The sequence below is a fragment of the Clostridium sp. genome, assembly GCF_017888565.1.
Taxonomy (GTDB): Bacteria; Bacillota; Clostridia; order Clostridiales; family Clostridiaceae; genus Clostridium.
The window spans coordinates 1-24,368 of the sequence record NZ_JAGHFX010000074.1 but is presented as its reverse complement, the minus strand read 5'-3'; the positions used below and the strand labels follow the sequence as shown (position 1 = coordinate 24,368).

At 28.7% G+C, this 24,368-nt stretch carries 16 protein-coding genes and 1 pseudogene; 2 read left to right on the top strand and 15 right to left on the bottom strand.

The features are described from left to right. Position 1 precedes the first annotated feature (1 nt). Both J7M87_RS14325 and J7M87_RS14320 read left to right on the top strand, forming a co-directional pair. Positions 2–1,381 carry a PTS transporter subunit EIIC gene (locus tag J7M87_RS14325; protein WP_291651852.1) on the top strand — a complete coding sequence of 460 codons (1,380 nt, stop codon included), beginning with the start codon at positions 2–4 and terminating at the stop codon, positions 1,379–1,381. A 147-nt stretch (positions 1,382–1,528) separates the two neighbouring features. Next, complete coding sequence (locus J7M87_RS14320) at positions 1,529–2,938, top strand: glycoside hydrolase family 1 protein (protein WP_291651851.1); 1,410 nt, start codon at positions 1,529–1,531, stop codon at positions 2,936–2,938. Between the two features lie 235 nt (positions 2,939–3,173). Here J7M87_RS14320 and J7M87_RS14315 read toward each other — a convergent pair whose 3' ends face one another. The 15 genes and pseudogenes from J7M87_RS14315 to J7M87_RS14245 form a co-directional block, all read right to left on the bottom strand. Further along, positions 3,174–3,872 (bottom strand): response regulator transcription factor, encoded by a 699-nt coding sequence (locus J7M87_RS14315; RefSeq protein ID WP_291651850.1) that lies wholly within the window; start codon positions 3,870–3,872, stop codon positions 3,174–3,176. Beyond that, positions 3,847–6,552 (bottom strand): sensor histidine kinase KdpD, encoded by a 2,706-nt coding sequence (locus J7M87_RS14310; RefSeq protein ID WP_291651849.1) that lies wholly within the window; start codon positions 6,550–6,552, stop codon positions 3,847–3,849. Before J7M87_RS14310 ends, J7M87_RS14315 begins: the two co-directional genes overlap by 26 nt. 150 nt (positions 6,553–6,702) lie before the next feature. Further along, positions 6,703–7,296, bottom strand: a complete 594-nt coding sequence (gene kdpC, locus J7M87_RS14305) for a potassium-transporting ATPase subunit KdpC (RefSeq protein ID WP_291651848.1) — start codon at positions 7,294–7,296, stop codon at positions 6,703–6,705. A 15-nt stretch (positions 7,297–7,311) separates the two neighbouring features. After that, positions 7,312–9,378 carry a potassium-transporting ATPase subunit KdpB gene (gene kdpB / locus J7M87_RS14300; RefSeq protein WP_291651847.1) on the bottom strand — a complete coding sequence of 689 codons (2,067 nt, stop codon included), beginning with the start codon at positions 9,376–9,378 and terminating at the stop codon, positions 7,312–7,314. Positions 9,379–9,394: 16 nt separating this feature from the next. Next, positions 9,395–11,134, bottom strand: coding sequence for a potassium-transporting ATPase subunit KdpA (gene kdpA, locus J7M87_RS14295; protein WP_291651845.1), 1,740 nt, complete (start codon positions 11,132–11,134; stop codon positions 9,395–9,397). 566 nt (positions 11,135–11,700) lie between these two features. Then, positions 11,701–14,511, bottom strand: a complete 2,811-nt coding sequence (locus J7M87_RS14290) for a VWA domain-containing protein (RefSeq protein ID WP_291651843.1) — start codon at positions 14,509–14,511, stop codon at positions 11,701–11,703. Positions 14,512–14,525: 14 nt separating this feature from the next. Beyond that, positions 14,526–15,122, bottom strand: coding sequence for a type II secretion system protein (locus J7M87_RS14285; RefSeq protein WP_291651841.1), 597 nt, complete (start codon positions 15,120–15,122; stop codon positions 14,526–14,528). A gap of 13 nt (positions 15,123–15,135) precedes the next feature. Next, a complete protein-coding gene (locus tag J7M87_RS14280; RefSeq protein ID WP_291651839.1) occupies positions 15,136–17,220 on the bottom strand; it encodes a hypothetical protein in 2,085 nt (694 codons plus the stop codon). Between the two features lie 21 nt (positions 17,221–17,241). After that, entirely contained in the window at positions 17,242–18,150 is a 909-nt protein-coding gene (locus tag J7M87_RS14275) for a prepilin-type N-terminal cleavage/methylation domain-containing protein (protein WP_291651837.1), read from the bottom strand. Between the two features lie 8 nt (positions 18,151–18,158). Continuing rightward, positions 18,159–19,439: a hypothetical protein gene (locus J7M87_RS14270; protein ID WP_291651835.1), complete on the bottom strand. Its 1,281-nt coding sequence runs from the start codon at positions 19,437–19,439 to the stop codon at positions 18,159–18,161. A gap of 1 nt (position 19,440) precedes the next feature. Further along, positions 19,441–19,989: a PilN domain-containing protein gene (locus J7M87_RS14265; RefSeq protein ID WP_291651833.1), complete on the bottom strand. Its 549-nt coding sequence runs from the start codon at positions 19,987–19,989 to the stop codon at positions 19,441–19,443. Between the two features lie 12 nt (positions 19,990–20,001). After that, positions 20,002–21,198 (bottom strand): type IV pilus assembly protein PilM, encoded by a 1,197-nt coding sequence (gene pilM / locus J7M87_RS14260; protein WP_291651831.1) that lies wholly within the window; start codon positions 21,196–21,198, stop codon positions 20,002–20,004. Between the two features lie 171 nt (positions 21,199–21,369). After that, the gene (locus J7M87_RS14255) at positions 21,370–21,786 is read right to left on the bottom strand and encodes a prepilin-type N-terminal cleavage/methylation domain-containing protein (RefSeq protein ID WP_291651829.1); all 417 of its coding nucleotides are present in this window, start codon (positions 21,784–21,786) and stop codon (positions 21,370–21,372) included. Between the two features lie 324 nt (positions 21,787–22,110). After that, positions 22,111–23,313, bottom strand: coding sequence for a type II secretion system F family protein (locus J7M87_RS14250; protein ID WP_291651827.1), 1,203 nt, complete (start codon positions 23,311–23,313; stop codon positions 22,111–22,113). 16 nt (positions 23,314–23,329) lie between these two features. Then, a pseudogene (locus tag J7M87_RS14245) lies at positions 23,330–23,890 on the bottom strand (ATPase, T2SS/T4P/T4SS family); the annotation flags it as partial. Positions 23,891–24,368 lie beyond the last annotated feature (478 nt).

Genomic DNA, 24,368 nt, shown 5'->3' with positions numbered 1-24,368 from the left:
AATGAATTATAAAGAAATAGCAAAAGATATTCTTCTAAACCTAGGCGAAGAAGACAATATTAATGAATTAACTCATTGTATGACTAGACTTAGGCTTAAAATTAAAGATATGTCAAAAGTAAATAAAAATAACTTAAGTAAAATTGAAGGAGTAATTACAGTTGTAGAGAGCATGGGACAGCTCCAAATAGTTATTGGAAATAAAGTAACTAAAGTTTATGACGAATTAATAAAATTAACTCCTACTCTATCAGATACAAGTAAAAGTAATAGTTATGAAAAAAAAGAAAATATATTTAATTCAATTTTAACTAATATTGCTGGAATCTTTACTCCAATTATTCCTGCAATCGCTGGTTCTGGAATGATTAAGGGAATTTTATCAGTCCTTGCTATGTATTATTTAAATAAACATAACATTGATATTAAAACTACCCAAAGCTACATAATATTTAACTCTATGGCAGATGCAATATTTTATTTTATGCCTATTATGCTAGGATATACTTCTGCTAAGGTATTTAAAGCTAATAAAATAATTTCTATGGTTATTGGGGCGACGCTTTGCTATCCAGCCTTTACCGCTTTAATGACTGGTGATGAAGCTGTTAAATTTTTAGGTTTATCTGTAACAAAAGCTGGGTATACATCTTCAGTAATTCCTATAATTTTAGCTATATGGGCATTATCTTATATAGAAAGACTTTTAGAAAAGTATATCCCTGAAGTTATAAAGATACTAGTGGTTCCTATGCTATCATTAGTCATAATGCTTCCAGCTACATTATTCATTTTTGGACCAATTGGAATATATATAGGTAACACTATTAACTTTGCATATAAATATGTTTATGAATTAAGTCCTGCTCTTTGTGGTGCTTTTATTGGTGGATTATGGTGTGTATTAGTTATATTTGGAGCTCATAGAGCATTACTTCCAATAGGAATAAATGATGTGGCTCAAACTGGAAGACAAAACCTACTTGCTTTTGCAGGTGCTGCTAACTTTTCACAAGCTGGTGCAGCCTTAGGCGTATTTTTCAAAACTAAAAATGCTGATTTAAAAACAATTTCTTTATCTGCATCTGTTACAGCCTTATTTGGAATAACTGAACCTGCAATTTATGGAGCAAACCTTAGACTAAAAAAACCAATGATATGTGCAGTAATTTGTGGTGCTATTGGTGGAGGTGTTATGGGATTTGGCGGTGCCTTTGGAAACGCATTTGCAAATCAAGGAATACTAACTATTCCTGTATATGCTGAAGCTGGTACTACAGGATTTATAAGCTACTTAGCTGGGTGCGCTATTGCATTCTTTGGTTCTGCTATTTTAACGTATATAGTAGGCTTTGAGGATATAAAAAGTTCATCTATGTAATTTTGCTTATCTTGTCGCATTCGATCCAAGTCATCGCAAAACTACATAGAAGAACTTCATAAATAAAGTAAAGATTTTATAAAGAGTTATTCAGAAAATAATTTTTTTATAAATTCCTATAAAGTAAATGAAAGGACTGAAACTTTTATGAATACAACTTTTCCAAAGGATTTTATGTGGGGTGCTTCCTCATCAGCTTTTCAAATTGAAGGTGCTTGGGAGGAAGACGGTAAAAAAATGACCGTTGCAGACTTTAACGCTTTTAAGAAGTCTCATTTGCAAGCTGACACTAAAGTAGCATCTGATTTTTACCATAACTATGAAAAAGATATAAAACTTATGAAAGAACTAGGAATGAAAACTTATAGATTTTCGCTTTCTTGGGCAAGAATAATTCCTGATGGTGATGGAGAAATAAATAAAAAAGGATTAGATTTTTATCATAAAGTTATTGATAAACTAATTGAAAATAATATTGAACCTTTTGTAACTCTATATCACTTTGATTTACCATTTGCATTAGTAGAAAAATATAATGGCTGGGAATCTAGAGAAACAGTTTATGCTTTTGAAAGATATGCTAAAATTTGTTTTGAGGAATTTAAGAGTAAGGTAAAATACTGGCAGCCTCATAATGAGCATAACTTAATCGTTAGAGTTGAAGAAAGAATAAATATTTATAATGAAACAGATAAATATAAAATAGATAAGATGCGAGCTCAAATGGACTATAATCTTTGTTTAGCCCATGCCTTAGCTGTTAATGCATGTCACGAAATTATACCAGATGCTAAAATAGGTCCTGCTGTTTCTTCTTCTGTAACTTATCCTTTAACAACTAAGCCAGAAGATGTATTTGCAGCTAGAATGAATGATAATTTTAAAGTTTATTATATGTTAGATATGCATTATCATGGGGAATACCCTGGTTATTATATTGAATATTTAAAAAAGAGAAACATAATGCCTTATACTGAAGAAAGTGATAAAGAAATATTAAAAAAAGCTAAAATAGATTTTATAGCTATCAATTATTATAGAACTAATTGTGCTTCATACTTACCAGAAGATAATGAACATCCTTTTGGACTTAGGGAAGGAACTGTTGACTTTAATATTTACGGATTATTTAAAATGTCAATGAACCCTAATTTAATTGCAACAGAATATGGAGCTGCTATAGATCCATCAGGACTTCGTGTTGCTTTAAATGAGTATTGGCAAAGATATCATCTTCCAATAATAATAACAGAAAACGGTCTTGGAACTCCAGATGTTTTAGAAGATGGAAAAGTTCACGATAATTATAGAATAGATTATTTGAGAGAACATATAAAAGCCTGCGAGTTAGCTATTAAAGACGGTGTTGATCTTATGGGCTACTGTCCTTGGTCATTTATGGATCTTTTAAGCTCTGCTCAAGGATTTAGAAAGCGTTATGGATTAGTTTATGTAAATAGAACTGATGATGATATCTTAGATCTACAAAGAATAAAAAAAGATAGCTTTTATTGGTATAAAAAAGTTATTGAAACTAACGGAGAATTAGATAATTAATGATTTTATTATAAGTTAAAGGAGGTCGCGTAACGCGACCTCCTTTAAAATAAATTATTTCTGTATATCATACTATAATTTTATTGTAATTCCAAGAATCTAACCAAACGTGATACCATTGAAAATTTCTTTAAATCATTATTAGCTTTTAATATTTTTATCTTATTCTTATAACCTTTTTCATTATACTCCATACTTACCTGCTATATCCTAAATAGAAGATCATTAATTTAGTTTAATCTTGTATCCTTACAAGCCTATAGCCAACCCCTATATGAGTTTGTATATAAGTATTTTTCTCACAATTTTTCTCTATCTTCTTTCTTAAGGTAGCCATAAAAACTCTTAATGATGGAACCTCACTTTCATATGCTGCTCCCCATATCTCTTTTAAAATATAAGTATGAGTAAGAACTTTACCTACATTTTTTGCTAGCAAGCATAAAAGTTTATATTCCATTGGAGTTAAATGAGTTTCTTCTTCTCCTACAAAAACACATCCTGATACATAATCTATCTTTAAATCTCCGTTTATAAATTCAGTGCTTTCTTCCTTTTTTGAGTTATCATAATTCATCTTTCTGATGGCTACTCTAATTCTTGCAAGCAATTCATCTACACTAAATGGCTTAGTTAAATAGTCATCTGCTCCAGAATCTAAAGCTTCTATTTTATCTTTATCTTCACTTCTAGCACTTACAACTATTATTGGGCAATTAGACCAAGTTCTTATTTTCTTTATTATATCAACACCATCTATATCAGGTAGACCTAAATCTAGTATAATTATATCTGGCTTATGTGATGTTGCAAGAATTATTGCTTGCTCTCCATTTTCTGCTGTAAGGCAATTATAAGAATGAATATCTAAGGTGGCAGATATAAAATTTCTTATTGCCTTATCATCCTCAACTACTAAAATTGATACCTTCATTATTTACCTCCACTTGTGATAATGTAAATCCTATTACTGTTCCATGAGGTTTATTATTTCTAACATATATTTCTCCATCGTGAGCCTTAATTATAGACTTACAAAGAGCAAGCCCTAATCCTAAACCTCTTCTACTATCACCTTTATTTCCGTTAACAGTAAAGAACATATCAAAAATACACTCTTGATTTTTCTTGCTTATTCCTGCGCCATTATCTGCTACTTCTACTATTACTTTTTTACCTTTAGTAAGCACATTTATTTGAATTTCTGCTCCTGGTTTAGTATATTTAATTGCATTATCTACTATATTTATCATTACTTGAACTATTAACCTTACATCAACATCTACCATTAATAAATCATCTTTTAAGTTGACTTTAACTTTATAATCTGAAATTTTACGATTTACATGTTCAAGTGCTTCATTTATTATTTCTTCAATTAATTGTGGTTCAGTATTTAATTTTACATTTCCATTATCTAATCTAGAAACTGATAATAAGTTTTCAACTAAATTTATTAACCAAACTGAATCATCATAAATATCTGATATTAACTTTTTCTTCGTTTCTTCATCAAATTCATTATTTAATATAGAACTAGCACTTCCAGATATACTAGTAAGTGGTGTTCTTAAATCATGAGATACCGCTCTTAATAAATTTGCCCTAAATCTTTCATTTTCAGCTTGCATTAAGGCATTTTTCTTTGACTCATTTAAAATATATTTCTCTATTGCAAATGAAATTTGATTAAGCATTGCTTCTAGTAATGACTTTTCTCCACTATCAATATTTTCATTTTCTCTCATTACTATTCCTATTACAACCATAACACTATTTTGTCCAGAAAGAGGTATATACATAGCTTTTGAACCTGGAAGTGTATCTGTACTAACCCCTGCTCGTTTTCTATTTTTTATTACCCAACTAACTACAGCCTTTTCATCTTCACTTATATATTCCCTATCTATTTCACTACCATCTTCAAACTTATAATTGTATATGCTTTTTATATTTTCATTATCTACTTCATATATTATAATTGGCTTTTTTAAAAACTTATGTAATTGTCTTTGAGCTGTTAATATTATATCTTCTAAATTGTTAGTTCTTTCTAAATCTCTACTTGCTTCTAATAATATATTTGTTCTATTAGCAATCACAGCTGATACATTTGCTTGATATTTAACTTTGTTAGTTAATGTGCTTGTAACTAGTGCAGATGTTAGCATTGTAATAAACGTAACTAGATATCCTGGGTCATAAAAATCAAGTGAAAACCTTGGATCTGTAAAAAGAAAATTAAATAATATTACACTTGCTAATGAAGCAATTCCTCCATAAATAATTCCATCAGTTTTATTTGATATTAATAAAACACCAAGTATAAAAACTGTTATTACATTAGCTTCACTAAATCCAAGATTATATAAAATTGCACTTATTCCTACGGCTAGTGCTAGTATTCCTAGTGTTTTTACTATATCAGAGCTTGATAGCTTTATATTTTTAACTTGATACCTTCTTTTAGCTACAATATCTTCACTATCTGGTATAACGTATAAATCTATTTCTGGAGCTAACTCTATAATTCTATCTACATATCCTAACTTAGACCTTAACAAAAACTTTCTTCTTTTTGTTCTTCCAAGTATTATCTTTGATACGCCACTTAATTTTGCAAATTCTGCAACTTGATATGGCACATCATCTCCATATACAGTTTCTACCTTTGCACCTAAATCTTCAGCAAGCTTTAAATTTTCTCTAAGCTTTTGAATATTTTTTTCACCTAACTCCTTTGAAACTATTGTTTCTACAAAAAGAGCTGTAAACCTTGCATGAAAAGCTTCTGCCATTCTAGCTGCTGCCCTTATAACTTTAGCATTTGAAGGTGAAGAACTTAAACATACTAATATATGCTCATTTGTATGATATATACCTTTACTATAGCTCTTATTAACAGTAACTTCCTTATTTACTCTATCAGCAGTTTCTCTTAATGCAATTTCACGTAATGCTGCTAAATTTTCTTTAGAAAAAAAGTTATTAAGTGCCTTTTTAGCTTGATTTTTCTTGTATATTTTACCTGCATTTAATCTATCCATAAGATCTGAAGGTTCTATATCTATAAGCTCAACCTGAAATGCATCATAAAAAAATCTATCTGGCACTCTTTCCTTTACTACAACATGAGTAATTGATGCAATTATATCGTTTAGACTTTCTATATGCTGAACATTAACTGTAGTATAAACATCAATACCTGCACTTAATAACTCTTCTATATCACTATATCTCTTCTTATGCCTTAGCCCTTGTGCATTTGTATGTGCAAGCTCATCTACTAATATTAATTCTGGCTTTCTTTCTAATGCTCCATCTAAATCAAACTCTTTTAAAGTTATTCCTTTATATTCAACTTCAAGTTTTGGTAAAAGTTCTAATCCATCTAAAAGAGCTAAAGTTTCTGGTCTTGTATGTGGTTCTATATATCCAACTACTACATCTACTCCAGCTTTTTTTGCAGCATGAGCAGCATCCAGCATAGCGTAGGTTTTACCTACACCAGCTGCATATCCAAAAAATATTTTTAACTTTCCTCTTTTATTTTCTAATTCTTCTTCATTAATTTTTTTTAATAATTCTTCTGGATTAGGACGAGTTTCATTCATTTATAGCACCCCTATTTTCAATTAATAATTGACAATGGATAATTGAAAATTAAGGAAGCAAATCAGCTAAAGCTGAATTGCTAAAAATTTAAATTTTAAAAACTCCGCAGGAGTTTTCACCTTAATTCTACATTTTACATTCTACATTGTTCATTTTAAAACACCATCTAAGGCAAGATTAACTTGTAATACATTTACAGTTTCTTCTCCAAATACTCCAAATGTTCTTCCCTTTGTGTATTTTTCAATTATTTGCTCTACTTCATCAGTACTTATATTACGCATCCTTGCAATTCTGTCCACTTGATATTCAGCTGCTGCAACTGAAATATGAGGATCAAGTCCGCTTCCTGATGATGTAACTAAATCTACTGGAATAGGCTCATCTTTTTTATCAGGATTTGCTGCTTTTATTTTTTTAACTCTCTCACTTATTAATTTTTCATATTCTTCACTTGCGGGGCTTAAATTTGAAGGAGTTGCATACATTAATACTTCTCCATTTTCATCTGTAAATGTACTTGTATCTAAGTTCATTACACGTCCCCATAAATACTCATCTCCAGTGAATTCTTGAGCAAGTAATACACTACCATATTTCTTTCCATTAACTTCTATAATACTACCATTTGCTTTTTCTTTAAATAGTAACTGTGAAGCACCTGTTATAAAAACTGGATATATTAATCCACATATTATCATAAATACTAGTATAAATTTAAATGCTTTACTTATAACTTTCATAATTTATACCTCCTATTATACTAAACCAAGCATAGTTATTATTATATCTATAATCTTTATTGCTACAAATGGGGCTATTATTCCTCCAAGACCATATACTAAAAGATTTCTTGATAATAACTTACTAGCTGGAACTTCTCTATATTTTACACCTTTTAATGCTAATGGAATAAGTGCTATTATTATTAAAGCATTGTATATAACAGCTGAAAGTATTGCACTTTCTGGACTACTTAATCTCATTATATTTAATTTTTGTAATTCAGGATAAAGACCTAGAAATAATGGTGGTATTATAGCAAAGTATTTGGCTATATCATTTGCAATACTAAATGTTGTTAGAGATCCTCTTGTCATTAAAAGCTGCTTACCAATTCTAACAATTTCTATAAGTTTAGTTGGTGATGAATCTAAATCAACCATATTACCAGCTTCTTTTGCTGCTTGAGTTCCTGTATTCATTGCAACTGCGACATCTGCTTGCGCTAAAGCTGGAGCATCATTTGTTCCATCACCTGTCATTGCAACTAAATGACCTTTCTTTTGAAAATCCTTTATCATATCTAGCTTTCCTTCTGGTGTTGCTTCTGCTAAGAAGTCATCAACTCCTGCTTCTGCTGCTATTGCTGCTGCAGTAAGTGGATTATCACCAGTTATCATTATAGTTTTAATACCCATTTTTCTAAGATCTGCAAATTTTTCTTTTACTCCTTGTTTAACTATATCTTTTAAGTGTATTATTCCTAATACCTTATTATTTTTAGCAACAACTAAAGGAGTACCCCCAACCTTAGCTATTTCTTTAACCTTTTCTTCACATTCCTTTGAAAAGAAACTGCCTTTTTCTAATACATATTTTTTAACTGCATCTGAAGCTCCTTTTCTTATTTCATTTCCATTAAAATCTACTCCACTCATTCTTGTTTTAGCTGTAAATTCGATAAAGGTTGCATTAAGACTACTCATATCTCTTCCTCTAATGCCAAACTGTTCTTTAGCTAAAACTACTACACTTCTTCCTTCTGGAGTTTCATCTGCAAGTGATGCTAATTGAGCTGCATCTGCTAACTCTTTTATATCTACTCCATCAACTGGTATAAACTCACTTGCCTTTCGATTTCCAAGAGTTATTGTTCCAGTCTTATCTAACATTAATATATCAACATCACCAGCTGCTTCAATTGCTCTTCCACTCATTGCTAAAACATTTGCTTGATTTAGTCTACTCATTCCAGCTATACCTATTGCTGATAATAAAGCTCCTATAGTTGTTGGTGCTAAGCAAACTAATAATGCAATTAAGGAAGTAATTGAAGTACTGTTTACCATACCTGCTTCATTAGAAATAAATACTGAGTAAGTGTATAAAGAAACTGTTACTATAAGAAAAATTATTGTAAGTGATACTAGTAATATTTCAAGGGCCTTTTCATTTGGTGTTTTCTTTCTAGCTGCTCCTTCTACCATAGCTATCATTTTATCCATAAAGCTTTCACCAGGATCATTACTTACTTTAATTACTAGCCAGTCAGAAATTACTGTTGTACCACCAGTTACTGCACTTCTATCTCCACCACTTTCACGAATAACAGGAGCTGACTCTCCTGTTATTGCACTTTCGTCAACTGAAGCTGCACCATCAATAACATCCCCATCTGCTGGAATTTGCTCTCCAGCAAAAACAATAACAATATCGCCCTTTTTAAGTTCTGTTGAATTTACTTTTTCAACTTTATCTTTTTCTTTTGTTGATGGTATTTTACTTGCTACAACATCTTTTTTTGCTGAACGTAATGCATCTGCTTGAGCCTTTCCACGTCCTTCTGCAATTGCTTCTGCAAAGTTTGCAAATAAAACTGTAAACCATAGTAAAACTGTTATTCCTAATATGAAGCTTGGAGAATTATCTTTAATTCCAAGTAAAGCTATAAAATATAAAATAGTTGTTATAATAGAAGCTATATATACTATAAACATTACAGGATTCTCTTTTTGTATCTTAGGATTTAACTTTACAAATGAATCCTTTATTGCTCTTTTAACCATTTTTTTATCAGATAAAATACTATTATTATTTTTCATATATTATCCCCCCATTCTATCCTATCATTTGGAAGAATTCAGCTATTGGTCCTAATGCAAGTGCTGGAAAAAAACTTAATGCTCCAACTAAAAGTACTACAAACACTAAAAGACCTATAAATAATGCATCATGTGTTGGTAATGTTCCTGCACTTACTGCTACTTTCTTCTTTTTAACTAATGAACCCGCAATAGCAAGTGTTGCTATCATAGGTACAAATCTTGCAAATAACATAACTAGTCCAATACTAACATTTATAAATGGTGTATTTGCTGCAAAACCTGCAAAGGCTGATCCATTATTTCCACCTGCTGAAGAATATGCATAAAGCATTTCTGAGAAACCATGTGCACCTGAGTTATTAAGACTATCTAATACACTTGGAACTACTGCTGCTATACCACTTCCTATTAGTGTTGCAATTGGTGTTGCAAGGCAAACTAACATTGCCATCTTCATTTCAAATGGTTCTATTTTCTTTCCTAAATATTCAGGAGTTCTTCCTACCATTAAACCTGCCATAAACACTGCTATAATTGCAAAAGCTAACATTCCATATAATCCACAACCAACTCCACCAAATACAACTTCCCCTAGCTGCATAAGTAACATAGTTACCATTCCACCTAAAGGAGTATAACTATCATGCATTGAGTTTACTGATCCATTAGATGCTGCTGTTGTAAATGCTGCCCATGTAGAAGAAGATGCTATACCAAACCTGCTTTCTTTACCCTCCATATTTCCACCAGCTTGATTAATTGCAGATATATCTACTGCTCCATTTTGAGCTAATTGAGGTGTTGTATTTGCTTCATTTATTGATATTACTGAAAGAGCAATAACTAACATTAAAAACATTGCAATAAATATTGCTCTACCTTGCCTCTTATCCTTAATATTTCTTCCAAATGTAAAACATAAAGCTGCTGGAATTAATAATATTGATAACATTTCTACTGCATTTGAAAAAGGTGTAGGATTTTCTAATGGATGAGCTGAATTAACTCCAAAGAATCCCCCACCATTAGTTCCTAATTGCTTAATTGCAATTTGGCTTGCTGCTGGTCCTTGAGGTACAACTTGTTTTGTTATAACTGTTCCATCTTCAAGAGTTATAGGTTGTAATAATTCAACTTCTTGGTATGATGAAAAGTTTTGCACAACTCCTTGAGATGCTATTAATAATGATACAACTATTGATAATGGCATTAAAATATGAATTATACTTCTTGTAGCATCCACCCAGAAGTTTCCTATAGTCTTTCCTTTCACTCTAGTAAACCCTCTTATAAGTGCAAATAAAACTGCTATACCTACTGCTGCTGATACAAAGTTTTGAACTGTCAATCCGAGCATTTGAGTTAAGTAACTCAATTGACTTTCTCCTGAATAAGATTGCCAATTTGTATTAGTTACAAAACTTGATGTTGTATTAAAACTTAAATCCCAAGTAACTCCTTTAATGCCCTCAGGATTTAAAGGTAATATACCTTGTACCATTTGTAATAAAAATAAAATTACAAATCCTATAACACTAAAAGCAATTATTGAAACTGAATACTTTTTCCAATCCATTTCCTCATCTTTATCTATTCTTAATATCTTGTATATAAAGTTTTCTATTGGATTTAATACCTTACTTAAGAAAACTTTTTCTCCATTCATTACCTTCCCAATATACTTTCCTAATGGAATAGCTAGTACAACTAAAATTATCAAATATAATGAATACTGTATTATTGAGTTAATCATTCATTATCACCTCTTAATAAAATATAAGTTAAATAAACAAATAGCGATAAGGCTACTAAACCAATTAAACTAGTAACAACTATCATTATTTCCTTCCCCCTTTCATCTAAAATTATATAAAAATCCATATAAAGATAGTGTTAGGATTAATAAGGATGACATTAAGATTGTATAAAGATTATTTTGATTGTACCAAAAAGGAGGTCGCGTTCCGCGACCTCCTTGAAGATACATGTCTTTTATATAGTTTTTAAATAATTACTAGCAAATAGTCTCATTATGATTCATATACTTTTCTTAAGCTTTTAAAAGCTTTGCTTCCATTTAATATTTTTAAGTTCATCCGTGGTCAAATCCTCCAATATAATTAAAATAAATTATCATTAAGCATATATATATTATCATACCCTATGACATTCTTAGTTAAAACTAAGATACTATAAATGATAATTCATTTTAAATTCAAGAGCCTAACGAACCGTGAGATCCTTGAAATATTATTTATTTTATATTAAATACAATGGAGGTCGCGAAACGCGACCCCCTTAAGAAATAATGTTTTTGCTTTAGAATAAATCTGGTAAGCTTGGCCTTTCATCAGAAGACTGTGGAGTCATTATATTAACTGACTTTGATAAATTACTAAACTTAATTTCATTTGTTAATGATTGTGCCGTTAAAATATCATCCTTAACACGAGCTTGATATATAACTAGTATATCTGTGCCAGAAGTTTGATTACCTTCTTTAATATTATTAATAGATATTTTAAATTTATTATCTCCCTGATTCTCTATAACTCTATTTCCATTTATTATTTCTGTTAATATACTATTGCCTGAGGAATCTTTTAAAACTTTATATATCTTAATATCATTTGTACTTACAGTTATAAATTTATTATCTATATTTAAGGCAAAATCAACACTGTTTCCACCTATGGTAAATTTAGAACCAAAGGTTACTGTTGAGGCTTTTGCCATTTCAAAGCTTGTACCATTATTATTTTCTTGGATACTTACTTCCTTTTTGTCTGTAGCTCCATTACTTATAATTCCATTGTATAATCCATGAGTAACATTTTTAACTTCTTCCTTTACAGTAACTATAGGAGTATTTATATTAGTAACAATCGTATTACCTAAAATACTTTTATACACCATAATATTATCCGACTGCTTTCCAAAGGTGTAAGTTCCACTTACAAGATTATTAGCTCTCAATTTAATTTCTATTACCTTACCTTCTGCATGATAATTATTATTTTGAGTTAAATTATAAGTTATAGTTGGAACCTCTACTATTCCCATATTTTGTTTACCAATTTCTGTAGACCTTACAATTCCTGATACCGGCTCAAAATTACTTCCTAAATTTAAGTTTATAACAGGTTTAAATTCATATGGCTTAGCAGCAGAATAAGACATTATTTTTTCTCTTACTAAGTCCATTCTTGAGTTATTTATATTATTGTAATTATTATTTATATTAAATATGCTGTCAGATTTACCTCCCAAATCAATATGAAGTTTATATAAGTTCTTATTTAAGTTTTCAGTTTCTAAAGATAAACTTACTATATTATATCCCTTACTCTTTATATTATTTGCAGCTTGTTTACTGTAGTTAATATCATTATTAGATATTATTACAATATTTTTGGTTGCTGTAGGCCTAGAATTTCTTTCTAGCTCCTCATACGCATTATTTAAAGCTTCACTAATATCTTTTGTTGAAGATTCGAACACACTTCCTTCTTTTAAACTATCTACAGTAAGTCTAATATCATGATAATAGTTATTAGAATTCTCAAAGCTTTTTAAAGATGCTTCTTTTTTAACTTCATTCTTATTGAATGTTATAAAAGAAAATTTAGCCTTTCTTTCACTTTGAAATGGATCTGTCAATTTATTTTTTATTCCATTTTTTAAACTATCTAAATTCCCTTGTTTTCTACCAAGTTCTGTAATTACAACAACATCTATATCACCTGAATTAGCTGAATTATTATAGATAAAATCTTGTGGATTTATTTCATACTTAAGAGTTATTTCTTCATCCTTCTTAATTTCTAAATTATCTCCACTTATAAGTCTAGCTGAAATATTAGGTAATTCATTCGATATTATATCTACCTTTACATCAACCTTAGAATTTACAGTAAGATTTTCATTATCAAACAAGAAGTTAATATCTATATTATCTAATATTGATTGTAACTGCCCAACTTGGCTCCCCTTTACTATAAAACTAAAATTAATTGGTTCTGCATGGTAAATTATCTTTCCAGTCTTCCTAGTATATTCATCATTTGAAGTTCTTTCATAGAGTATATTACCAACTTTAATTACACTCCCACCTATATTAAGATTAAAAGATTGATTAAAGTCTATATCTAAAGAAACTTCTTTTAATTCATAGCTGTTTTTTATATTCTCTGCTATTTGATTAAATATCTCCGTTATTGAACCATCACTTTTTGAAAAAAAACCATCCTTTTCACTCAGATCTGTATTAGTCGATAAATTTTTCATAGCTGCATGTATCTGCTTTAGATATGTGCTCCCAGAAGTATCTAATCCGTAACCAATTGAATAGGCATTATATTGTCTAGCTCCTATTTGATCTCTAGCTAAATTCTTAGTATATGTCATTGTTTCATTAGTTGTTGAATTACCAGTACCATATGTGCTAGGATCAGTATCATCTAATTGATCATATTTAGAATAGTATGTTGGATTTCCATCAGTCATTAAAACAACAGTTTTGTTTGCATTACTATTTATTTTATTTAATAAATATGTTGCTTTTCTTAATCCTTCTCTTATATTAGTTCCACCATTTGCATTCAATCCATTAATAGCAGTAGTTAATGATGAATCATTTACGCTTTTTAACTCTGATACTATTGTGGCATCTGATGCATATTTTATTATTCCAATTTTTAAATTAGGTACATCTTTCATAGTATCAATAAATGATTTTGCTGCTTTCTTTAATTCAGCAATTCTAGTGCTTGTCTCATAATGATCACCAAATTTATTATGTTTAATACAATAATTAAATATTTTTTGCTCAGTACATTTTTGATTAGAAGTTATTTCTTCACTCATACTCCCAGAAGTATCTAACACTAAAACTATTTCTTTAGGCTGCACAGTTGTTTCAAAATCTCCAGGTACTATTTTACCTGAAACTAATATATCTTCACCAACTTTTGCAGGATTTGGTGTTGCACTTAAATTAGTAATTGTAAAACTTGGTTTTGAAGAAACATTATTTGCTTTAACATTCAAACTCTTAAGGGATATTAAAGTTGATATAACAAACAAACTTGTTATAATACTTATTATCTTAAACTTTCTTTTACTAACCATTTTATCCCCCCATATCATTTATTTCTAAACTTAACTATGACACTTACTGGCATAGTTACATCCGAATAACCCTTTTTCTTATTTAAAACTAATGAAATTTCTAAACCTGTAGCATCATTAAAATTTCCATTTGGATTCATTCTATAATCTAAAGGTCTAACTTTAAATTCTGTAACATTAGATGATAATATTTTAGGAAGATTTAATTTAGAATCTGTGACTTCTGTTCCATCTTCATTAACTTTTTTTAAAACTAATTTATTATTTCCCTTATCATATATAAATGTAAAATACTCTGCTCCTATTTTAAATCTTAATTCAGTGACATCTAACTTTCCGTTATCATCTATTGAGCCTTCATAATTGTATTTATTAGTATCTTTAATAGTAACATTATTGAGTTTACTTATTCCTTCTGCTTGTGTACCATATAGTAATAATTCTTTTTGAATTACTTCTGACTCTAATTGAAGGTCAGAATTGATTTCTGTTTTTGCTAATGTCTTGCTATTACTAAAGAAAAAGGTGTAAACTACTCCAAGAACTACAACTGTTAGACTTAATGTAAGTATAAGTTCCAATACAGTAAAGCCTTTTGTCTTTTTTCTCATAATTCCACCTCTTCTATTTAACAATTCTCCATAAAGATTTTGTAAGGAATTTATCAACACTATAAAGCTCTGATGATGAAGTAACCTTTACTTCTTCTCTATCACCTTGTGATTTTACAAAAATATCTTTTAATAAATCATTATTTAAAGCTATTATATTTCTTACAACTTGTGGATCATAAGTTATATTTTTTTCTCCTTCACCCTTTAGAATTATATTTCCTGTAGTTATTATATTTCCAGTAAAATTAAAGTTGCCTTCTATTGTTATATCTCCATTAGTTATAATTAGTCCCTTATTTATCTCTATATTTTTCCCATTAATTCCCCCATTTTTTATTTCAATATTCTCATTTTCAGCTCCTTTTAAAATAACTACACCTTCACTTGTATCAAATGAGTTTCCTTGAACTCTTCTAATTTCATTAAAATCAATTTGATTACTAACTTTACGTTTAACCTCTTGTCCATCATACAAATTATTAAAGCCTGTAGCATCCCCCATAGCAAATACATTTCTTGCAAATTCATTTCTTTGTTCATTTACTAAATTTAAGTCTTTATCAATTATATTTGATTTTAATATGTTTCCATTACTATCTTCAATGCTTGTCCCAACAGATTTAACACTTCCTCTAAAACTTACTCCGCCATCATTAAATCTATAAGAATTATTACCTCTAGAATAATACTTTGAGAAATACTCTGCCTTCATAGTTGCATTATATTGTCCATCTTTGCTTTCTAATAATTGTAGTGGTGAATAATATTTTAAAGTAACATTCTCTTGTCCATTTAAAACATCATCAACATCAGTATAAGCTAGATAATTTCCCTTTACTGCTACTGATTCTCCTGTTTGATATTTTTTCCCACTTTCATCTGTTGCATTTAAATATGCAACTCCCATAATATATGAATCGTTATTTACTGTTATTGTAGAAGTATCACTTGTGTCATTTACAATAATACTACTTGAATTTAGAGCTTTATCAGCTGTTGAAACCTCAGTTGTCTTTTCATTGATCCCATAAAAATTATTTTTTATTAATATACTACTATTTGTAGCATTTAAAGCTAAATCATTATTTACAATAACATTTTTCTCAAAAGATATATTATTTAATTTAGAAACATTTGAATTTATAGATTTTCCTACATAAATATTTTTTGCATATATATCCCCATTTACTGATGATTCATTTACTAAGTTATTTAAATGAAATGTGTTCGCAGTATATATATTTCCATCAACATTAAAACTTGTATTATCTAGTTTTATACCACCAATGTATTTATCAAAAGTATATTCTGGACTAGTTCCTAAATTATTATTCCCTTGTATCCATATATCTCCACTTATATTTACAATACTTTTATTTCCTAAACTTTCAACATTCATATTTCCATCTGCTGTTATTGCTTTTCCATCAAAAACTGGATAAATATTTATTGAAGTTATTTCTGAATTATAGTCTGGAGCTGTTATGGAATACTTAGTAGAAACTGTTTTTTTATTTTTTAATTGTCCCTCAGTACTTTCAAAGTTTGATTTAACTTCTATAGTTATATTACTTACTTTCCCATTATTAATATTTTTAACATATCCACCTTCTGGTATTTCAATTATAAATCTCTTATCTTTATTACTTATAGCTGAATCATATTCCAACTTACCACTTTCGAGTATAGATTTTATATATTTCTTCTCTAAAATTAAGTATTCTAAAATCTCTACTTCCTTTGCATTTAGAACTTCTTTATTTCTTACAGTTAAGAATTCATAAAACTTATCTTTAAATAATTCATTTATTTTATCTTTACTTCTATCTTTATCATCTAATTCAGTAAATTCCTTTTTAATTTCTTTATCTGCATATTTTATGGCTTCTTGTGAGGTTTTTATTATTATATTTTCAACTACATCTAATCCAGAATCTGCTTCATAAAGGTTTTGAAGCTTTTTACTTTGATTTATTCTCATCTTATAATCATTTGCTGTAACTGCTAATATTGTTGTACCAGTTGTAAAAATAATTGCCATTACTACAACTACTATTACAAAGGTAGATCCTTTTTTCTTTTTTCTAGCCTTCATCTATAATTCACCTCCATAAACCTATTTTATATTCACATTTTTACTTGAAGAGCCTTCAAACAAAATATTATTTTCGCTATCTTTAACTGTAACTTTATAGTTATACATATCTGCAACTGGATTCTCTTCTATTTGCTTCTCTTCATATAAAATAACATCTCCAATGCTTGAATATATCTTAAACTTAGAAAAATTATTATCATTACTTATTAAATGAATTTCTACGGTTTCTTCTGTGTTATTTTTGAATTCTATATTTACATTTTGAGAAAAGCCTTCTTTGATATATAAAACAATAATATTATTATCTACATTCATTTTATTAACGGTTACTAAAGGTGTAGATTCATTTTTTTTATATACAATTAGACTACTTGAAGTTTTATTCATCTCCATTATCAATTCATTTGAAATAGCATAACTATTCTCTGAGCTATCTTGTATTTTTATTTTATTATTATCACTCTTATCCTTAATAAAATTTAACACAAAAGCTGCATTATTATTTTTATCTAAATTATTCACATTCTCATATTGAAAATTCAAATCCTTTTTCAATTCAACTTCAACATTATAAATTTCCTCTTCTCTTCCTTCTGTACCTGAAATACTTCCATATATGGTTCTTTGAAATCTGCCTTGAAACATATCTTCACTTGCATTTTTAAATATCTTATCTCCATCTAAAAGTTCAAAATACTTTCTCCCAGTATCATCCTTTATAGTTATTTCATCATAGGCCTTTAACTCTTCCAAAACCTTTTGCCCTACATAGCTTGCCTTTTGTCTATACTCTGCACTTATATTATTTTTTAAGCTGGACATTACTAAACCTGATAAAGGTACTATTAATATTGATAAAAGGGCAACACTAATTATTACCTCAATTAATGTCATCCCTTTCTTTGCTTTTACTTTATTACTTTTCATATTAACACCTACTTCTTAGTAACATTTACAGTATTACCTTCACTTGTTACTGAAACTCTAGGATTTGAAGTATCATCATCTTTAACTATGATTTCAATATTTTTAGATGTATTATTAACTACCTTTAACTTTATTCCTGAATTATCTGAGCTTTCACCTCTTTTTTCACTCATTATTTCAAGTACTATATCATCTGATTTTGAGGTAAACTCTTTCCCCTCTGAGGAATTATCTTTAGGATAATATGAATTAGCTGTTTTATACTTATAGTATGTTTTCCCTGCTGCTTCATCAAAGCTTATTTCTACTTCTTCAACCTTATCATTATCTGAATAAATATAACTTTCCCTTGATTCATCCTTAGCTCTTCCAATAGTTACTGTAGGTAGTTCAGATAAAGATGACCTTAACATCATTACAAAATCATTAATATCTTCTTTATTGTTTTGTTCTTCTATGGTTGATGCATAAGCTCCACTTGCCGCTCCACTACTAAATAAGATTTCTTTTCCATATACATTATTTAATGTCCAAAGTAAATATTCCATATCTTCATCTGATAATTTAGGTACTGCATGGAATTCTAAATTCATAACTCCAGTTAGCTCTTCTTGTGATTTTGATAATATTGTTATATTAGTAATTACTATTTTTCTCTCATAGTTTTGTACTGAAGAAATAAACTTTTTTAAAGTTTCATAGCTTCCTGAAAAATTAATTGCAACTTTAAGTTGTTCTGATGTTGCTCCATTTTGTTCTGATGATACTTCTTGAGAATCTTGAGGTGCTTGTCCCTCATTACCTTCAGTAGATGTATTATTATTTTCATTATTAGATTCTATATTACTAGTTTCATCTTTTGTTGCATCTCCTGAATATTCATCTGCTATGGCTTTTAATGAACTTTCTGCCCTTTGAATTTCGGGTGATACCATTTTTTCTACAGATGCTACTTCTATAGGATTAAATGCAATATTTCCTTTAAGACCGCTATCATTTAGTAATTTATCTAATTCAACTATTATTTTTTCTTGCATTATAGTTGGGTATAAATTTTTAGATTTATCAAGCACTGTTGATTTTAATATTTTTAAATTTTCTTCCTTAGAATCTAGATTTGATATATTCTCCATTACATCATTATATCTTTGCTCAACTTGATTTTTTTCAGCTCTTTTAGTAGCTAGTTTTCCAACTTGCTTAGTATAGATAAATTGATAATAAACAAAACATATTAATACAGTTAATAAAATTCCTATTAAATACTTTTCTCTCTTACTTATATTCATTTTACTCAACATCCTTTAATACACATTTTATATCAAAGGTATAAATTTCATCCCCTGATATTCCACCAATATACACATCTTGTATATTATCTAGTTTCTTTAAGTTATGCTCTATTTCACCTATTGCAACTCTACTTGTTGAAACAGCTTGGATAGAAATTTCTGTATTAGTTATGTTTATACTATTGAATGTTACTTCTGTTGGTAATGTTGCACTCAATTTATCTAATAATTCTGTAGTTACAACTTCCCTAGTTTTTAATGAACCTACTATTTTACTAAGTTCAGTATCATATCTATTTAAAATATCATCTTTTCTACTAATATCATCCCATTTAGCTATCTTTTCTTTTATATCCTCTTGACTTAACTTTTCATTATAATTTTTTATCTTACTATTTAATAAAATTATATTTGTACTATTCCAAGCCAAGCTCCCAACTATAACTACAGATAAGAAACCTGCTAAGGAGTAAACATAAATATTCTTATTTTTCTGTTCTTTTTTCTGACCTTGATAAGGTGCAAAAAAGTTCATATCTCTTATCATATAATGTCCTCCTTACAATCTTATAATTGCGCCTATGGCATTTAAATATTGACCTAGATTTTCATTTATTAAATCCTTAGATGCTATATCTACATTTTTTATTTCATCTATTCTAAGAGTATTTATTGATAACTTATTTTTCATATATAAATTGATATTTCGTAAATTTGATAAACCTCCATAAATATAAATTTTATCTATGGTTGTATTAGATTTATTACTATAGAATTGAAGTATTCTCTCTAACTCCTCTAATATTTCATCAACAGCTTTTTTTATAGTTATGTTTGAAATGTCCTTGTCATCGTCTATTAAAAGATTTGATTCTTTTATTTTTATAGATTCTGTTGATTTTATTGACATATTCAAGCTTTGGCTTAAGGCATAATCTATATTATCCCCACCAGACTTTATCATTCTTGTAAAATCTAATTTACCATTTTTAAATATTGCCACATTAATAGAGGTTGCTCCCATATCAACAAAAGCAACAGTACCTCCCACAACTTGTCCATTCTTTGCTGTGTACTCAGCATAATTAGCTATTTTATTTACTGAATTATAAGTAACATCTAATGCATATGGATTTAACTCTAATGAATTTACTACACTGTAATATGCAAAAGCCATTCTCTCTGGAAATGATGTTACATTTATTTTCAGCTTTGCTCCTACATCATCAACAATTTCATCTAAAACTATAAATTGAATTATATAATCATCTAAATTTATAGGTAAATATTGTTGTATTTCATATCTAATTACAGTTTCCATCTCTTCTTCTTTAACTAAAGGTATTAAAATATCTCTATTTATTATTGAAGATGAATTAGTTGTAAATATTACATCCTTGGCCTTTATACTATTTTCCTTTATTAAAAAATCTAATACATCCACTACCTCCTGAAGATTCATTACTTTTCCATCTGCAATACAACCTTCTGGTGTTGGTATTTGTATTAACTTATTTAAAATAAGCCTTTTCTTTTGAAATTTACCCTCTACTAACTTTATAGAATTAGTTCCTAAATCTATAGATAAAACAGCCTTTGATCTTTCCCTAGACTTACTTTTCTTTTCAGTTTTATTTCCTTCATAAGAAGAATTCAAATCCTCAGATTTTTCCTTCTTAAAAAGCTTTCCTATATCTTTTACATCCATACTAGTTATTTCTTTTAACTTTGATAAATTGAACTTTTTACTTGGCATTAAATCACCTCCGGGAACAATTGATAATTGAAATGAAAGAATGAAACTTCTCTTTTGCTAATACAAAATTGAAATGAAATAATTAAGGTTTATTTTTAGGCGAGCTAAAAATCTTTTTATGAGCAAAATGCAGAATCGGTCTGCATCTTGCTTTAAATAAACCTAAAAAAATTAATTTACTGATGTTGCTGGATTTGGGAATAGAGGTAATGAACTAGTATTTGTATCAGCTGTTTTAGTCATTGAAACAGTCACATTCTCTCCACTTATAGTAACTACATACTGTACATATCCTTTACTTTTTGGTTTAGGTGAATTTTGTAAATATTCCTCAATTTTATTTCCTGAAGTAACTGTGTTGTCAATATAAATCGGACCTGTTAATGATTCTTCAGCTAATAATGTTGTTGCTGCATTTGCAATTGTTTTAGCATTAGCTATATCTGATTTAAAAGCAGCATCTTTTCTAACTTCACCAAACTTAGGAATAGCTAAAGCCGCTAATATAGCTATAATTGCTATAACTATTATAAGTTCAATAAGTGTGAACCCTTTCTTTTTTTTCTTGTTTTTTAAATTTTTAACCATTTAAATTCCTCCTTGATTTTTAATTTATATTAAATTTTTCAATTTAAATCATTTTAAATAAGTATTTAAATTTAAATACAAATATAAGTTGGCGAAGATAAATAGAATACGTGAAATAAGCATGTAGCGAGTAGTTAGAAGTACTTGGTGAAGGAAGAACTACTAGGCCTTAGTGTTGCTTAATTATTTGAGCGAAGCGAGTTAACTAAAACTCTTTCGCAGTAGTTTTTCCGAGAACTCTTAGGGGCATCCACATTATTTTCACAGCTTCAAATTACCAAATGAAGAATCACTTACATATCATTATGCTTAATTCTCAATTTATTACATCTGAGTGTACATATCAAACATCGGTAGCATTATTGAAATTACTATTCCTCCAATAACTACTCCCATTATGACTATCAATAATGGTTCTATCATTGATGTTGCTGTTTGGATAGCTTGTTCAACTTCATCATCATAGAAGTCTGCTGTTTTGTTTAGGATGTCATCTAAGGAACCTGATTCTTCTCCTATTTTTATCATTGAAGATAGCATTTTGGGGAAGATAGCATTTTCTCTTATTGGAGCACTTAATCCATCTCCTCTTACTACTCTTTCTCTTATTTTTAAAATTGCATCTTCTGCTATTTTGTTTTCTAATACTCCTGCAACTGTTGGCAGGGCATGTACTAAAGATACTCCTGATGCTAGTAATGTAGATAATGTTCTTGTAAATCTTGAAACAATTATCTTTTTATTTAAAGCCCCTATTATGGGAAGTTTTAACTTTAACTTACTTATATTCACCATTCCATTTGGACTTTTTTTATAAATACTAAATAGTATAACTATAATTGCTACAGTTATTAATATAAGAATTAAATTATTACTTAGAAACTTACTGGTTCCAAGCATAGCTCTTGTTATTAAAGGAAGTTCTACTCCCTCTCCTTCAAACATTTCTATAAAGGTTGGCATTACAAATGTCATGATAAAGACAACTGCTACTACAGCAACTATACTTAAGATGCTTGGATATGTCATTGCTGATTTAACCTTATTATTAATCTTATTTTCCTTTTCAAAATGAACAGACATTCTAAGCATCATTTCATCAAGATTTCCACTAACTTCACCTGACTCTACCATGCTTATTAAAAGCTGTGGAAAATACTTTCTATGTTTAGCCATTGATTCTGATAATAGCTCTCCTTTTTTAACATCATCTTCAATTATAGATAAGAGCTCTCTTAACTTTTTATTAGGAATTTCATTAGATAAAATATTTAAACAATTGGTTATTGTAACTCCAGCATCTAGCATAGTATAGAATTGTCTACAGAAAATTGCTAAATCCTTTGTTGTTACTCTTTCGAAAAGCTTAAACTCGATTTGTTTACTTTCAATTATTTCTTCTATCATTAAAGGATAATATCCACTTGAAGTTATCATATTTATTACATCATCTCTTGAACTACCTTCAAATTTTCCTTCTATCTTAGTTCCATCATTTTTCATAGCCCTATATTTAAAATTTTTCATAACTTCTTATCACCCCTTATATATCCCTTAATAAAGTTATAGTTGCAAGTTCTTCTATAGTAGTTGTCCCATTTAAAACTAATTCCTTACATTCATCTGCAAGTGTTGTCATTCCATGTTTTATAGATATATCTTTTAAAATATTTGAATCTCTCGTTCTATTTATTGCATCTCTATGCTCTCTTGTTATTTCCATTATTTCATATACACCTATTCGGCCGCTATATCCCGTATTATTACAATGGCCACATCCTTTACCCCTATATAATTTTAAAGAATCATTATTTTCTATATTAAATACATGTTTTTCATAATCTGAAGCCATATATTCTTCCTTACAATTGGTGCATACTTTTTTTACTAATCTTTGAGCAATTATTCCTGAAATCGAAGTTGCAACTAAATAAGGTTCAACTCCCATATCAACTAATCTAGTCATTGATGATGGAGCATCATTAGTATGAAGTGTACTTAAAACTAAATGTCCTGTAATAGCTGCTTTTATTGCTATTTGTGCAGTCTCTTCATCTCTTATTTCTCCTATCATAACTATATCTGGGTCTTGTCTTAAAATATTTTATAACTGTTATAATCTATATTAAAATCTTTATATCTACTTAAAAAGCCACTTTTACAGACATTATTAAAAATTTCAGTTAATTAAAATTGATTAAATTTAATTATTATTTTTGACGAATTTTTGACGACAAAAAAATAATTGACTTTTATTATCTTTCTTGATATTTTATTCTATAGGATAAATAATATGTTGGGCATATATAAGTAAGTCGTCTTAGGACGACTTTTTTATTTTATACAAAAAAATAACACCCAACATAAATTGAGTGTTATTTCAAAGCGATTTTAAAGAATTCAAATATTATTAATTTTATAAGAGAGAATATATATATATATCAAATATATAATTAAATTATATTTGATTTAATTTTTATAGTCAATATTTCTCTACAAATTTTATTCTTATATACAACAAAATATCACTTAACTTTTATAAGCTAAGTGATATTTCATTTGGTAATAATAATAATCTTATA

Coding starts and splice junctions, on each gene's coding strand:
- J7M87_RS14320 (WP_291651851.1), top strand. CDS start 1,529: ATGAATACAACTTTTCCAAAGGATTTTATGTGGGGTGCTTCCTCATCA.
- J7M87_RS14325 (WP_291651852.1), top strand. CDS start 2: ATGAATTATAAAGAAATAGCAAAAGATATTCTTCTAAACCTAGGCGAA.
- J7M87_RS14290 (WP_291651843.1), bottom strand. CDS start 14,511: ATGGTTAGTAAAAGAAAGTTTAAGATAATAAGTATTATAACAAGTTTG.
- kdpC (WP_291651848.1), bottom strand. CDS start 7,296: ATGAAAGTTATAAGTAAAGCATTTAAATTTATACTAGTATTTATGATA.
- kdpB (WP_291651847.1), bottom strand. CDS start 9,378: ATGAAAAATAATAATAGTATTTTATCTGATAAAAAAATGGTTAAAAGA.
- J7M87_RS14265 (WP_291651833.1), bottom strand. CDS start 19,989: ATGATAAGAGATATGAACTTTTTTGCACCTTATCAAGGTCAGAAAAAA.
- J7M87_RS14255 (WP_291651829.1), bottom strand. CDS start 21,786: ATGGTTAAAAATTTAAAAAACAAGAAAAAAAAGAAAGGGTTCACACTT.
- J7M87_RS14310 (WP_291651849.1), bottom strand. CDS start 6,552: ATGAATGAAACTCGTCCTAATCCAGAAGAATTATTAAAAAAAATTAAT.
- pilM (WP_291651831.1), bottom strand. CDS start 21,198: ATGCCAAGTAAAAAGTTCAATTTATCAAAGTTAAAAGAAATAACTAGT.
- J7M87_RS14285 (WP_291651841.1), bottom strand. CDS start 15,122: ATGAGAAAAAAGACAAAAGGCTTTACTGTATTGGAACTTATACTTACA.
- J7M87_RS14270 (WP_291651835.1), bottom strand. CDS start 19,439: ATGAATATAAGTAAGAGAGAAAAGTATTTAATAGGAATTTTATTAACT.
- J7M87_RS14315 (WP_291651850.1), bottom strand. CDS start 3,872: ATGAAGGTATCAATTTTAGTAGTTGAGGATGATAAGGCAATAAGAAAT.
- J7M87_RS14250 (WP_291651827.1), bottom strand. CDS start 23,313: ATGAAAAATTTTAAATATAGGGCTATGAAAAATGATGGAACTAAGATA.
- kdpA (WP_291651845.1), bottom strand. CDS start 11,134: ATGATTAACTCAATAATACAGTATTCATTATATTTGATAATTTTAGTT.
- J7M87_RS14275 (WP_291651837.1), bottom strand. CDS start 18,150: ATGAAAAGTAATAAAGTAAAAGCAAAGAAAGGGATGACATTAATTGAG.
- J7M87_RS14280 (WP_291651839.1), bottom strand. CDS start 17,220: ATGAAGGCTAGAAAAAAGAAAAAAGGATCTACCTTTGTAATAGTAGTT.